12 protein-coding genes are annotated in these 12,912 nt (G+C 65.7%); 7 read left to right on the forward strand and 5 right to left on the reverse strand.

Annotation, left to right across the window (positions count from 1 at the left end; translation table 11 throughout):
• Positions 1–65 precede the first annotated feature (65 nt).
• A complete protein-coding gene (locus tag SPO_RS10400; protein WP_011047776.1) occupies positions 66–335 on the reverse strand; it encodes an usg protein in 270 nt (89 codons plus the stop codon).
• Between the two features lie 204 nt (positions 336–539).
• Here SPO_RS10400 and gyrA point away from each other — a divergent pair, with 204 nt between their 5' ends.
• Together gyrA and SPO_RS10410 are read left to right on the forward strand one after the other, a co-directional pair.
• The gene (gene gyrA, locus SPO_RS10405; RefSeq protein ID WP_030003216.1) at positions 540–3,278 is read left to right on the forward strand and encodes a DNA gyrase subunit A; all 2,739 of its coding nucleotides are present in this window, start codon (positions 540–542) and stop codon (positions 3,276–3,278) included.
• Between the two features lie 103 nt (positions 3,279–3,381).
• Positions 3,382–3,732 (forward strand): DUF6614 family protein, encoded by a 351-nt coding sequence (locus tag SPO_RS10410; RefSeq protein WP_011047778.1) that lies wholly within the window; start codon positions 3,382–3,384, stop codon positions 3,730–3,732.
• 93 nt (positions 3,733–3,825) lie between these two features.
• Here SPO_RS10410 and SPO_RS10415 read toward each other — a convergent pair whose 3' ends face one another.
• From SPO_RS10415 to SPO_RS10425, 3 genes are all read right to left on the reverse strand, one after another.
• A complete protein-coding gene (locus SPO_RS10415) occupies positions 3,826–5,295 on the reverse strand; it encodes a carboxypeptidase M32 (RefSeq protein WP_011047779.1) in 1,470 nt (489 codons plus the stop codon).
• A 6-nt stretch (positions 5,296–5,301) separates the two neighbouring features.
• Positions 5,302–6,444, reverse strand: a complete 1,143-nt coding sequence (ctaA, locus tag SPO_RS10420) for a heme A synthase (protein ID WP_030003217.1) — start codon at positions 6,442–6,444, stop codon at positions 5,302–5,304.
• Between the two features lie 67 nt (positions 6,445–6,511).
• Positions 6,512–7,258, reverse strand: coding sequence for an RNA methyltransferase (locus tag SPO_RS10425; RefSeq protein WP_011047781.1), 747 nt, complete (start codon positions 7,256–7,258; stop codon positions 6,512–6,514).
• A 286-nt stretch (positions 7,259–7,544) separates the two neighbouring features.
• Between SPO_RS10425 and SPO_RS10430 the strand changes: the two genes are divergently transcribed.
• Positions 7,545–8,165, forward strand: coding sequence for a thiamine phosphate synthase (locus SPO_RS10430; protein WP_011047782.1), 621 nt, complete (start codon positions 7,545–7,547; stop codon positions 8,163–8,165).
• A gap of 8 nt (positions 8,166–8,173) precedes the next feature.
• Here SPO_RS10430 and SPO_RS10435 read toward each other — a convergent pair whose 3' ends face one another.
• Positions 8,174–9,322, reverse strand: a complete 1,149-nt coding sequence (locus SPO_RS10435) for a HupE/UreJ family protein (RefSeq protein WP_193385763.1) — start codon at positions 9,320–9,322, stop codon at positions 8,174–8,176.
• On the opposite strand from SPO_RS10435, the gene SPO_RS10440 reads away from it, so the two are divergent.
• From SPO_RS10440 to SPO_RS10455, 4 genes are all read left to right on the forward strand, one after another.
• Positions 9,312–10,112: a DUF4198 domain-containing protein gene (locus tag SPO_RS10440; RefSeq protein WP_044028268.1), complete on the forward strand. Its 801-nt coding sequence runs from the start codon at positions 9,312–9,314 to the stop codon at positions 10,110–10,112. The genes SPO_RS10435 and SPO_RS10440 overlap by 11 nt on opposite strands.
• 98 nt (positions 10,113–10,210) lie before the next feature.
• Positions 10,211–11,014 carry a glutathione S-transferase family protein gene (locus SPO_RS10445; protein ID WP_044028269.1) on the forward strand — a complete coding sequence of 268 codons (804 nt, stop codon included), beginning with the start codon at positions 10,211–10,213 and terminating at the stop codon, positions 11,012–11,014.
• Between the two features lie 54 nt (positions 11,015–11,068).
• Positions 11,069–11,962 (forward strand): PfkB family carbohydrate kinase, encoded by an 894-nt coding sequence (locus tag SPO_RS10450; protein WP_011047786.1) that lies wholly within the window; start codon positions 11,069–11,071, stop codon positions 11,960–11,962.
• The gene (locus tag SPO_RS10455; protein WP_011047787.1) at positions 11,959–12,873 is read left to right on the forward strand and encodes a pseudouridine-5'-phosphate glycosidase; all 915 of its coding nucleotides are present in this window, start codon (positions 11,959–11,961) and stop codon (positions 12,871–12,873) included. The genes SPO_RS10450 and SPO_RS10455 overlap by 4 nt, the downstream gene beginning before the upstream one ends.
• The last annotated feature ends 39 nt before the right edge of the window (positions 12,874–12,912 follow it).

Consider the following 12,912-nt stretch of genomic DNA (forward strand, 5'->3'; position numbering starts at 1 on the left):
CTCCTCGGTCCCTGCGGGCCCTCCTCGCCGCGAAGACGCCCGCCAGGGCGGAGGAGCGGCCCGGCTCAATGCAGCCGGAACTCTCCCACCACATTGCGCCATTCCCCCGGCGAGATCATCTTGCGGTGGGTGAAACGCACCGAATGCAGCGGCCCGTCGATTTCGCGCTGCCAGAATTCGATGAAGCCGAATAGCCTGGGATGGTCCGGCGCCAGGTCGTACTCCTGCCACACGAAACTGTTCAGAACATGGATATGATCGGGCATGTGATAGAAAAGCTCGGCCGTGGTCAGGCCATAGCCCTTGAGCATCAGTTCGGTTTCACTCCGCTCCATCTTGACCTCCGGTTACAGGATCGGTCTCTTCATCCTAACATGAAAAAGGTTAATCACTCACAAAAACAGAGTGTTACCGAAAGATGACCGTGTTCGGGGCGACACAGCCCGCACAAAGGGACCTGCTTGCTTGCACCTTATGTACGGGGTCTGTTAAGATGCGCCCACAATATATAGAACCTGCACACAGAACGGGCAGCCTAAGTGAGCGATACGCCAGAAACCCCTGAAAACGAAGACGAAATCCCCATCGCGCGCAGCGCCTATGTGGGGCCGACCGTTTCCATCGAATCCGAGATGCGGACCTCCTATCTCGATTATGCGATGTCGGTCATCGTCAGCCGTGCCATCCCCGATCTGCGCGACGGGCTGAAACCGGTGCATCGGCGCATCCTCTATGCCATGCACGAAACCGGCAACGGCCATGACAAGCCCTATCGCAAATCGGCGCGCCCGGTGGGTGATGTCATGGGTAAGTACCACCCCCATGGCGACAGCGCGATCTATGACGCGCTGGTGCGGATGGCGCAGGATTTCTCGATGTCGCTGCCGCTCCTGGACGGTCAGGGCAATTTCGGCTCGATGGACGGCGATAACCCCGCCGCCATGCGCTATACCGAAGTGCGGATGGACAAGCCCGCCGCCTTTCTGCTGAGCGATATCGACAAGGAAACCGTCGACTTCCAGGACAACTACGACGGCAAGGACCGCGAACCCACGGTGCTGCCGGCGCGCTTCCCCAACATGCTGGTCAATGGTGCCGGCGGTATCGCCGTCGGCATGGCCACCAACATCCCGCCCCACAACCTGGGCGAGGTGGTGGATGCCACCCTGGCGCTGATCGACGATCCGGACCTGACCAGCGAACAGCTGATCGACTATGTGCCCGGCCCCGATTTCCCCACCGGCGGTGTGATGCTGGGCCGCTCGGGCGCGCGCAAGGCCTATCTGGAAGGGCGCGGCAGCGTCATCATCCGCGCCAAGACCCGGGTCGAGGAACTGCGCAAGGACCGTTACGCCATCATCGTCGACGAGATCCCCTATCAGGTGAACAAGGCGACGATGATCGAGAAGATCGCCGAGGCGGTGCGCGAGAAACGCATCGAGGGCGTGGCCCATGTGCAGGACGAAAGCGACCGCAACGGCGTGCGCGTGGTGGTCGAGCTGAAACGCGACGCCACCCCCGAGGTGGTGCTGAACCAGCTGTATCGCTTTTCGCCGATGCAGACCTCGTTCGGCTGCAACATGCTGGCGCTCAACGGCGGCCGCCCCGAGCAGCTGACCCTGCGCCGTTTCCTCACCTGTTTCATCGACTTCCGCGAAGAGGTGGTCGCCCGCCGGACCGCGCATGACCTGCGCAAGGCCCGCGAACGCAGCCATGTCCTGTGCGGCCTGGCGGTGGCGGTGTCCAATGTCGACGAGGTGGTCGCCACCATCCGTTCGTCCGCCGATGCGGCGGATGCGCGCGAAAAGCTGATGACGCGGCGCTGGCCCGCCGCCGATATCGCCGCTTACCTGCGGCTGATCGACGATCCGCTGTCCAAGATGAACGAGGACGGCACCTATAACCTGACCGAGGTACAGGCCCGGGCCATCCTGGACCTGCGCCTGCAGCGCCTGACCCAGCTGGGCGTCAAGGAGGTCACCGACGAGCTTGAGGTTCTGGCCGGCAAGATCAAGGAATACCTCGAAATTCTCGGCTCGCGCGAGCGGATCATGGGCATCATCGCGGACGAGCTGCGCGAAGTGCGCGAGCAATTCGCCGTGCCCCGCCGCACCGAGATCGTCGACTGGTCCGGCGACATGGAGGACGAGGACCTGATCGAGCGCGAGGACATGGTGGTGACCGTGACCTCGGGCGGCTATATCAAGCGGACCCCGCTGGCCGATTTCCGCGCCCAGAAGCGCGGCGGCAAGGGTCTGAGCGGCATGCAGACCAAGGAAGAGGATGTGGTCACCACCCTCTTCGTGGCCAATACGCATACGCAGCTTCTGTTCTTCACCACCGATGGCATGGTCTACAAGCTCAAGACCTGGCGCCTGCCGCAATCGGGGCGCACCGGCAAGGGCAAGGCCATCGTCAACATCCTGCCCATCCCCACCGGGGTTTCCATCGCCGCAATCATGCCGGTCGATGTGCCGGACGAGGAATGGGACGCCCTTCAGATCGTCTTTGCCACCAGCGCCGGCGATGTGCGTCGCAACGCGCTGAGCGATTTCACCAATGTGAAGCGCAACGGCAAGATCGCGATGAAACTGCCCGAGGATGTGGAACTGGTGAATGCGCGCATCTGCTCGGAAGAGGATGACGTGATGCTGATCACCAATTCCGGCCGCGCGATCCGCTTCCCCACCACCGATGTGCGCGTCTTCAAGGGGCGCGATTCCACCGGGGTGCGCGGCATTCGCCTGCAAAACGGCGACCGGGTCGTGTCGATGTCGGTGATCCGCCATTTCGAGGCCGAGCCATGGGAACGTGCCGAGTTCATCAAGCGGTTCCGGACCATTCTGGGCGCCGAAATGGAAGACGACGCCGCGGAGACTGACGAGGATGCGGTCGAGGGCGAGGGCGTTCTCACCGACGAGCGTTATCAGGAGATGCAGGATGCGCAGGATCTGATCCTGACCATCACGGTCACCGGTCTGGGCAAGCTGTCGTCGTCGCATGACTATCCGGTGCGCGGGCGCGGTGGCCAGGGGGTCAAGGCGATCTCGGCGGGTCCGCGTGGCGGCACGCTTGCAGCCTCGTTCCCGGTGCTGATGGATGACCAGATCATGCTGGCCACTTCGGGCGGGCAGTCGATTCGGGTGCCGGTCGAGGGTATCTCGTTCCGCTCGCGCAGCGCCGGTGGCGTGCGAGTGTTCAACACCTCGAAAGGCGAAGAGGTCGTCAGCGTTGCCCGCATCGCCGAACAGGGCGATGAAGAAGGCGAAGAGGAATAATTGCGCGACGGGGCGCGGAGATATCCGCGCCCTACGGCGGTCTTAACCGCCCGGCAAGCTTTGCCGCGCATTCTGGGCGCATCCATCAGCGGGATGTTGACCCATGAACCTTTACCACTGCGCAATCGACCTGAAACACGAGGCCAAGGCGCTGGCCTTTGCCGCGGCACTTGACCACTGGATGCAGTATCTCAAGGCGCGCGGCGTGGTGCGCGACTGGCGGCTGTTGCGGCGAAAGCTGAACCTGGCCGCCGACAGCTGCCGCGATTTCCTGCTTGAGATCGAATTCGACGACATGACCCAGCTGGACCGCGCCTTTCGGGTGCTGGGCGAGCATGACGAAGAGGTCGAGCGCCTGTATGGCGCGGTCAGCGCGCTGATTGCCCACTCGGATTTCGGCCTTTACCGCCCCTTCCCCGACCCAGAACGGGCCGAGCGCATGGCCCTGCTTTGAACGCAGACCGGAAATCGTAGATTTCCGGCTCGGAAAACACCCGTTTTCCGGGCCGTTTTCCGCAACGGAAAACGGCGCCGCCCGAACACGGGCTCAGAGATCGTACAACGCCCCGAACTTGGCCTCGAGATAATCAAGCAGCGGTTCGGGCCCCGGCTCGATACCGCTGGCCCGTGCGATCACTTCGCGCGGGGCATAAAGCCCGCCATGGCGCTGCACCTGATCTGCGAGCCATCCGGTCGCCGCCGCCGTGTCACCCTGGGCCAGATCCGCTTCCAGCCCCGGCACCGCCTGACGCAGCGCCTGATAGAGGCAGCCGGCATAGACATTGCCCAACGCATAGGTCGGGAAATAGCCGAACAGCCCCACCGACCAATGCACATCCTGCAGGCACCCGTTCGAAGGCTTGTCCACCTGATAGCCGAAATCGGCGGCAAAGCGGTCATTCCAGGCGGCTTCCAGATCGTCCACCGCCAGATCACCCGCCATCAGTGCCCGCTCCAGATCGAAGCGCAGCATGATATGCAGGTTATACTGCACCTCGTCCGCTTCGGTGCGGATATAGCCGCGGTGCACTGTGTTGACGGTGGCATAGAACGCATCCTCATCCGCGATCCCGAAATCGCCGAATGCAGCGCGCATCTGGCCGAACAGCCAGCCGGTAAAGGCACGGCTGCGGCCCAGCTGGTTCTCGTAAATCCGGCTCTGGCTTTCATGGACCCCCATCGACACGCCGCGCCCCAGCGGGGTCAGCAGATAGGCCCGGTCGATATTCTGCTCATAGGCCGCGTGGCCGACCTCGTGGATGGTCGAGTAGAAACAGTTGAACGGATCGTCGGGATTGGTCCGCGTGGTGATCCGCACATCAAGACCGGAACCGGAACTGAACGGATGCACCGCCTTGTCGACCCGGCCATGCGCCATGTCATAGCCAAAGCTGCGCGCCAGATGCCGGCTAAGCTTCATCTGCGCTGACTCGTCGAACTGCCCCTCCAGCCGTTGCGGAACAGGGCGATCCAGCACCGCCGAGCGCAGCGCCACTAGGCGCGGGCGCATGGTGTCAAAGGTTTCGGCGATCTGGGCCGCACTGGTGGCGGGTTCGTATTCCTCCAGCAGCGCGTCATAGAGATCGCCGCCCTGGGCCAGCGCCTGCCCCTCTTCGCGGCGCAGCGCCACCACCTCTTTCAGGTCGGGCAGAAACGCCGCCACATCCTCGTCGGCGCGCGCCTCGGCCCAGACGCCCTGCGCCCGCGCCGTGGTACGCGCCAGTGCCCGGGCCAGATCGGCGGGCACGCGCGCTGTCCGCTCAAAGCTGCGCCGGATCTCTCGCAGCTGCGCGGCACCCGCCTCGTCCGGCGCCTCGGCCGCCGCCAGCCAGTCGCCCACCTGCGGATCGGTGCGACGAGCATGCAGCACACCGGCGATGGCGGCGCTTTCCTCGGCCCGTTGCGGCGCCGCCCCGCGCGGCATCATTGTTTCCTGATCCCAGCCCAGCCGCCCGGCGATCTGGTCCAGCGCCGCCGTCTCGCGGGCATGCGCCATCAACTGTTCGAATGCGCTCATGATGTCTTATCCCCGGATGGAGGTTGCAATTGGATAGGCGCACAGGAACCGCGCCCGCAGGATCAGCACGAACACCCCGACCGCCAGCAGCTGGTGCAGAATGGCGATCTGCCAGGGCGCGGCATAAAGCACGGTGACGATGCCCAGCACCACCTGCAGGCTCAACGCCGCAAAACCGGCGTTGAAGGCAAACCGGGTTTGCGCATGGGCGCTGCGCCGCCCCCGCAGCCAGACCATCACCCCATAGGCCAGCAGGAGATAGCCGACGATACGGTGGATGAACTGCACCAGACCGGGATTTTCAAAGAAGTTGCGCCAGAGCGGGCTCAACTCCAGCGGGTCGGGCGGGATCACCTGCCCCGCCATGAGCGGCCAGTCGACATAGTTGCGCCCGGCATCGAGGCCCGCCACCAGCGCCCCTATCAGGATTTGCAGAAATGCAAGATGCAGCCAGCCCGTGGCCAGCCCGAACAACCGCGCCTCCTTGGTGCGGCGGGCCTGCATCAGGTCGCGCTCGCTGCGCCCCAGTTGCAGGATGGACCAGGCCAGCAGCCCAAGGATGACAAAGGCCAGGCCCAGATGGGTGGCCAGCCGGTAGGAGGCGACCGAGGTCATGCCCTCGCCCTGGGTGATGCCCGAGGCGACCATCCAAGCGCCAACCGCGCCCTGCACCCCGCCCAGCACGCCGGGCAGGATCAGCCGCCCGGTCCAGCCAGCGGGGATCTTGCGCGCCAGCAGGAAGCCGAAGAACCCCAGCGCCCAGACCAGACCGATCACCCGGCCCAGCTGGCGGTGGCCCCATTCCCACCAGTAGATCGACTTGAAATCCGCCAGTTCCATCCACTGGTTCTGCAAGCGCCACTGGTCGATCTGCTTGTATTTGTCGAATTCGGCCTGCCAGTCGGCCTCGCTCAGCGGCGGAATCGCGCCCGTGACCGGGCGCCATTCGGTGATCGAGAGACCGCTGTCGGTCAGCCGGGTCAGCCCGCCCACCACGATCATCGCCACCACCAGTGCAAAGAGCACCGCCAGCCAGGCCCGGATCGCGCCGCGCGCGCCGCCCCGTCCCCGGTCGATCATACCGGGCTGCGCCGCCGCCGCCCGAGCCCCGTCCGAGACCTCCTCAAAGATGCTGCGCTTGCTGCTCATGCCATCCTCATTCCTGTCGCTTTGACTGCAAGCTAGGCCTCGGGCACGCCAAGGTCCAGCGTCCGGCTCAGCCGCGCTCTTTCCAGCGGACCATCTGCCGCATGATCCCGTGCAGCATCTGCACATCCGCCCGGGTCAGCCGCATCCGGCTCCACAGGTTGCGCAGGTTCTGCTGCATGCCCTCGGCCTTTTCGGGCGGAAAGAAGAACCCTGCCTCGTCCAGCCGCTGCTCGTAATGCTCGGCCAGTTTCTCGATCTCCAGCCCGGTGGCCCATTCGCCCTTGGGGCCGGGCGCGTCGGACAGATGCACCACGTCCCCGGTCTGGCGCATCCACTCATAGGCCACCAGCAACACGCATTGGCCAAGGTTCAACGAGGCGTAATCGGGGTTCACCGGCACGGTGATGATTGCATTGGCGCGCGCGATATCGTCGTTTTCCAGCCCGGCCCGTTCCGGCCCGAACAGCACCGCCACCTTCTCGCCCGCCGCCAGTTTCTCGGCGGCCAGCTGCATGGCGCGTTCCGGGCTGTAGACCGGCTTGGTCATCTCGCGCGGGCGCGCGGTGGTGGCAAAGACATAGGTGCAATCGCCCAGGGCGCCCGGCAGATCGTCATAAAGCTGCGCCTCGTCCAGCAGCCGCCCCGCGCCCGAGGACATCGCCACCGCCCGGCTGTTGGGCCAGCCATCGCGCGGCGCCACGATGCGCATCCGGTCCAGGCCGAAATTCCACATCGCCCGCGCCGCCGCGCCGATATTCTCTCCCATCTGCGGCCGCACAAGCACGATTGCGGGCTGCGCCTTGTCGCTGGGCATGTCTCACCTCCGAATGCTGTGCCCGCTCTAGCGTTCGCAGGCCAGATGGACAAGCCCGCCACGCGTCTTCATTCCGCTACAAGTACTCCGGGGGACAGAACAAAATTCGACGAATTTTGTTCGCCCCGGGGGCGGAGCCCCCGAACCAAAATCTTGGGCGGAGCCCCCGAACCAAAATCTTGGGCAGCGCCCCGGAAAGCAACCCTCGGCCAGAAGCGCCTTCACCATATTCCCATTCGCCGCCCGATCGGCTAAACCGCAGCAAATCCAGACCAGAGGTCCCGCCATGGAAACCCCCGAGCAGCCGCAGCTTTACCTGATCACCCCGCCCAGCATCGACCTCGACCTGTTTCCCGATCAGCTCGCCCGCGTGCTCGACGGGGCCGAGATCGCCTGCATCCGCCTGGCCCTGGCCAGCCGGGACGAGGATCTGCTGTCGCGCGCCGCGGACGCCTGCCGCGAGGTGGCCCATGCCCGTGACGTGGCGCTGGTGATCGCCGATCACGTGCTGCTGGCCCAGCGGCTGGGCCTTGACGGGGTGCATCTGTCGGATGCGGCCCGCTCGGTGCGCGCAGCCCGCAAGGAGCTGGGCGCCGATGCCATCGTCGGCAGTTTCTGTGGCACCTCGCGCCACGACGGGATGAGCGCGGGCGAGGCCGGCGCCGATTACGTGGCTTTCGGCCCGATCGGCGCGCATGGGCTGGACGATGGCAGCGTGGCCGAACGCGACCTGTTCGAATGGTGGTCGGCGGTGATCGAGGTGCCGGTGGTGGCCGAGGGCGCCCTGACCGCCGATCTGGTTCGCAGCTTTGCCCCGATCACCGATTTCTTCGGCGTCGGCGACGAGATCTGGTCGGCCGAGGATCCGCTGGCCGCACTCAAAGGGCTGATTTCGGCGATGACCTGACCGGGCGGTCAGGTCAGCAACGTGCGTTCGACCACCCAATAGGCGCCGATCATCGCGATCAGCATCGAGGCCGGGATCGCGATACGGCCCCGGTACCAGCGCCGGTTGCGAAACCACAGACCGACACTCAGGAACGCGGCGGCGATCACCGCCAGCTGGCCCAGCTCGACCCCGATGTTGAAGCCCAGGAGCGCCGGCAGGAACTGCCCGGCGGGCAGGCCGAATTCCTCGAGCACCCCGGCAAAGCCCAGCCCGTGCAGCAGGCCGAACCCAAAGACCAGCACCGGGCGCCAGGCATGCAGGCGGCGCACCAGGATGTTTTCCAGCGCGACAAAGGTGATCGAGGCCGCGATAAGCGGCTCGACAATCGCCGGATCGACCCGGACGGTCCCCGTCGCACCCAGTGCCAGCGTCAGCGTATGGGCCAGGGTAAAGGCGCTGATCTGCCAGAACAGCGGCCGCAGCCGGGGCGACAGGAAGAACAGGCCCAGCACGAACAGGATATGATCCAGACCCTTGGGCAGGATATGGGTGAAGCCCACTGGAATATAGGCCTGAAAGGTCTCAAGCGGCCCCAACGCCGCACCGCCCGCAAGCGGGATCGGCGGGCTGCTCTCGCCGCCCTGAAGGTAGCCCGTATAGGGATCGTCGACCCCCTGCTGACGCAATACCAGCGCACCGGCGCCGCGCGGGCAGCCGAGTGTCAGGCTGGCCGCGCCGGGGGGCAGATACGCGGTGAGCAAAAGGTGCGAGGCGCGCGGCAGGTCGGGATTGCCGACAACCGGGATGCGCACGCCCTCGTAGGACAGTTCCAGCGCCACGCCCCCGGCGCTGAGGTTCAGCTGTTCCTTCCAGGCGACGGCGAAATCGCGCACCTTCGGCTCCAGCTCGGCCGCGCCCAGGGCGCGCAGCCGGTCATAACTGTCCGACCCGTCGGACTCGTCAGTATCGCCCAGCCCGTCCAGGTCGATCCCGGCCAGGAAAGCTTCGACATTCAGACGCAGATCAAGGATGACGGTTTCGTTCTCGACCCTCAGGTCGGCGACGGTGGGCGTGACCTCATGGGCGCCGGCCACCCCTGTCAGCGGGCTTGACAGCAGCGCCACAAGCGCCAGCCTGAACAGCACCGCCAGAAAGGCCAGACCCATGTTCCGCATCCTTGTCCCGCTCCTCTGCCTCATGTTCTCTGCCGCGCCCGGGCTTTCCCATGAGTTTTGGATCGAACCCAATGAATATCAAGTGGAAACCGGTGCCGAGCTGGTGGCCGATCTGCGCGTGGGCGAGCGGTTCGAAGGCGCCTCGCAGGTGTTCTTTCCCGACCGCGCGCCCCGATCCGAGATCCGGGTCGGCGACGAGATCAGACCCTACACTGGGCGAATGGGCGATATTCCGGCGATCCGGCTGGTGGCCGACACGCCCGGCCTCTGGGTGCTGGTGCACGAGACCAGCCCCAGCACCGTGAAATACAAGGAATGGCAGAAATTCGCGGATTTCGCCGCCCACAAGGACATCCCCGATATCGAGGCCTGGCACATCGCGCGCGGGCTGCCCCGGCAGGATTTCTTCGAAACCTATACCCGCCACGTCAAGGCGCTGGTGGGCGTCGGCGCGGCGGCGGGCGGCGATGGCGAAACCGGGATGGAGACCGAATTCATCGCGCTCACCAACCCCTATACCGACGATCTGTCGGGCGGCATGCGGGTCCGGCTGCTTTATCAGGGCAAGCCACGACCGGATGCACAGGTAGAGATCTTCGACCGTGCCCCGGATGGCACCGTCAGTGTCCACCTTGCCCGAACCGATACCGTGGGCATCGCCTCTGTCCCCGTCGCCCCCGGTCACGACTATCTCTTGGACGCGGTCGTCCTGCGCCCCGCGCCCGAAGCAGAGCGTGCGGTCTGGCAATCTCTCTGGGCCGGGCTCAGCTTTGCGGTCCCCATACGCTGAACTGCCTCCAAGCTTGCACCTCACTGAGCGCTGTGCATGCTTGATATCAGAAGATTTGATTGATCCGATTTCGACAACACGACCCAGGAGCAAAAACCTTGTCTGGCAAGTTCATCATCCACCACATTCCGGTTTGTCCCTTTTCCCAACGGATCGAGATCCTTCTGGCGCTGCGCTCTCTGAGCGATGCGGTCGAATTCCGCGTTGTCGACATCACCCGGCCCCGCGACCCCGAGCTGCTGGCCAAGACCCGCGGTACCACGGCCCTGCCCGTTCTGGAAACGCCGGACGGCAGGATCATCAAGGAAAGCCTCGTCATTCTGCGCTATCTCGACGAGGTTCTGCCGGGCGCGCCCTTGCGGCGCATCGACCCGGCGGAACATGCGATCGAATCCATGCTGATCGCCAAGGAGGGCGCGTTTGTCACCGCGGGATATCTCTACGTGATGAATCAGGACCGATCACAGCGCGAGGCGCATCTGGACAGGTTGCTGGGCCTTTATCGCGGCCTCGATGATTTCCTTGTCGAACACAACCCCAAAGGCACATGGCTGTTTGATGGGTTCGGACTGGCCGAGGCGGTTTACACCCCGCTCTTCAAACGGTTCTGGTTCCTCGACTATTACGAGGATTTCGCGCTGCCCGACGATCCCGCCTATGACCGGGTGCGCGTCTGGCGCGCGGCCTGCATCGCCCATCCCGCCACCGATCAGGTGAGCGAGGAAGAGATCGTGAAGCTTTATTACGATTACGCGCTCGGCGCCGGAAACGGCGCGCTGGTCGACGGGCGCACGGTGTCGAGTTTCGCCTTCGAACCGGACTGGCGGTCGCGGCCATGGCCCCCACGCGACAAATATGACGGCACCGCCTCGGACGCAGCACTTGGCCTTTTATCCGTCTGAACCGGATACGCATGCCCGCTTGCACCCGCCCGCGCCCTGCGGCATGAGGGCAGAATGACCCAAACCTCGGATATCCTCTGTATCGGCTCGGTCCTGTGGGACGTGATCGGGCGTTCGGCCAGCCATATGCGGCAGGGCTCGGACGTGCCGGGCCGGATCACCCGCCTGCCCGGCGGCGTCGCGATGAACATCGCCATGACGCTGGCGCGCTTTGGCATGCGCCCCACGCTGCTCACCGCCATCGGCCGCGATGCCGAGGGGGACGAGCTGATCCGTGCCTGTACCCAGATGGGCATGTGCACCGATCACATCTATCGCTCGGAGGACCTGCCCACCGACCGTTACATGGCGGTCGAGGGCGCCAACGGGCTGATCGCCGCCATCGCCGATGCCCATTCGCTCGAGGCGGCGGGTGCCAAGATCCTGCGCCCGATGCTGGACGGGCCCCTGGGCAGTGCCGCCGCACCCCATGCCGGGCCGGTGGCGCTGGACGGCAACCTGACCCTGTCGCTGCTCGAAGAGATCGCCCACAGCCCCGCCTTTGCCCTGGCCGACCTGCGCGTGGCCCCGGCCTCGCCCGGCAAGGCCGAGCGGCTGTTGCCCTTTGTGCGTCAGGGCCGCGCCACGCTCTATGTCAACCTCGAGGAAGCGGGCCTGCTGTGTCAGACCGAGTTCACCGATTCCGCCAGCGCCGCCCAAGCCCTGCTCAAGCGCGGTGCCCAGCGGGTGCTGGTCACCGATGGCGGACGCTCGGCCAGCGAGGGCGACGCCGACCGCCTGATCACCCAGACCCCGCCCGCCGTTCTGGTCACCCGCGTGACCGGCGCGGGCGACACGTTCATGGCGGCCCATATCGCCGCCGAGGCGCAGGGCGCCGACCGCGACCAAGCCCTGTCGCGCGCGCTGCATGCCGCCGCAACCTATGTATCCGGAGAGACCCCCCTGTGATCGACCTGCACCTGTCCGCCGAGGTTCACGCCGCCCGTGTCGCGGGCACCCCCATCGTGGCGCTGGAAAGCACCATCATCACCCATGGCATGCCCTATCCGCAGAATGTCGAGACCGCCCGCGCGGTGGAACAGGACATCCGCGACGCCGGCGCCGTGCCCGCCACCATCGCGGTGATCGAGGGGCGGCTGCATGTGGGGCTGGACCCCGATCAGCTGGACGCGCTGGGCCAGGCGCAGGGGGTGGCGAAGCTCTCGCGCGCCGACATGGCCGCCTGCATCGCCACCGGCGGCACCGGTGCTACCACCGTGGCCGCCACCATGATCGCCGCCCGGTTTGCCGGGATCGAGGTGTTTGCCACCGGTGGCATCGGCGGCGTGCACAAGGGGGCCGAGCAGAGCTTTGACATCTCGGCCGATCTGCACGAACTGGCCGAGACCCCGGTCACCGTGGTTGCCGCCGGGGCCAAGGCCATTCTCGATCTGCCCAAGACGCTTGAGGTGCTGGAAACCCTCGGCGTGCCGGTCATCGCCTATGGGCAGGACAGCTTTCCCGCCTTCTGGTCGGCGACCTCGGATCTGCCCGCACCGCTCCGGATGGATGACAGCGCCAGCATCGCCCGCGCCCATGCCGCCCGACGCGCGCTGGGCCTGCCGGGCGGCCAGCTGGTCGCCAACCCGATCCCGGCAGACGCGCAGATCGCCGCCGAGGATCTGGCCCCGGTCATCGCCCAGGCGCAGGCCCAGGCCGATGCGCAGGGTATCGCGGGCAAGGCAGTCACGCCCTTCCTGCTACAGGCGATTTTCGAGGCGACCGGGGGCCGCTCGCTGACCGCCAATATCGCGCTGGTGCGGAACAATGCGCGCCTGGCCGCGAAAATCGCCCGGGATCTGATCGCCTTGGGGGGCTGAGGGCGGTTTCCCAAGCCCCCCATTGCGGGCGCGCGGCGG

Source organism: Ruegeria pomeroyi DSS-3 (genome assembly GCF_000011965.2).
In the GTDB taxonomy this organism is placed as follows: Bacteria; Pseudomonadota; Alphaproteobacteria; order Rhodobacterales; family Rhodobacteraceae; genus Ruegeria_B; species Ruegeria_B pomeroyi.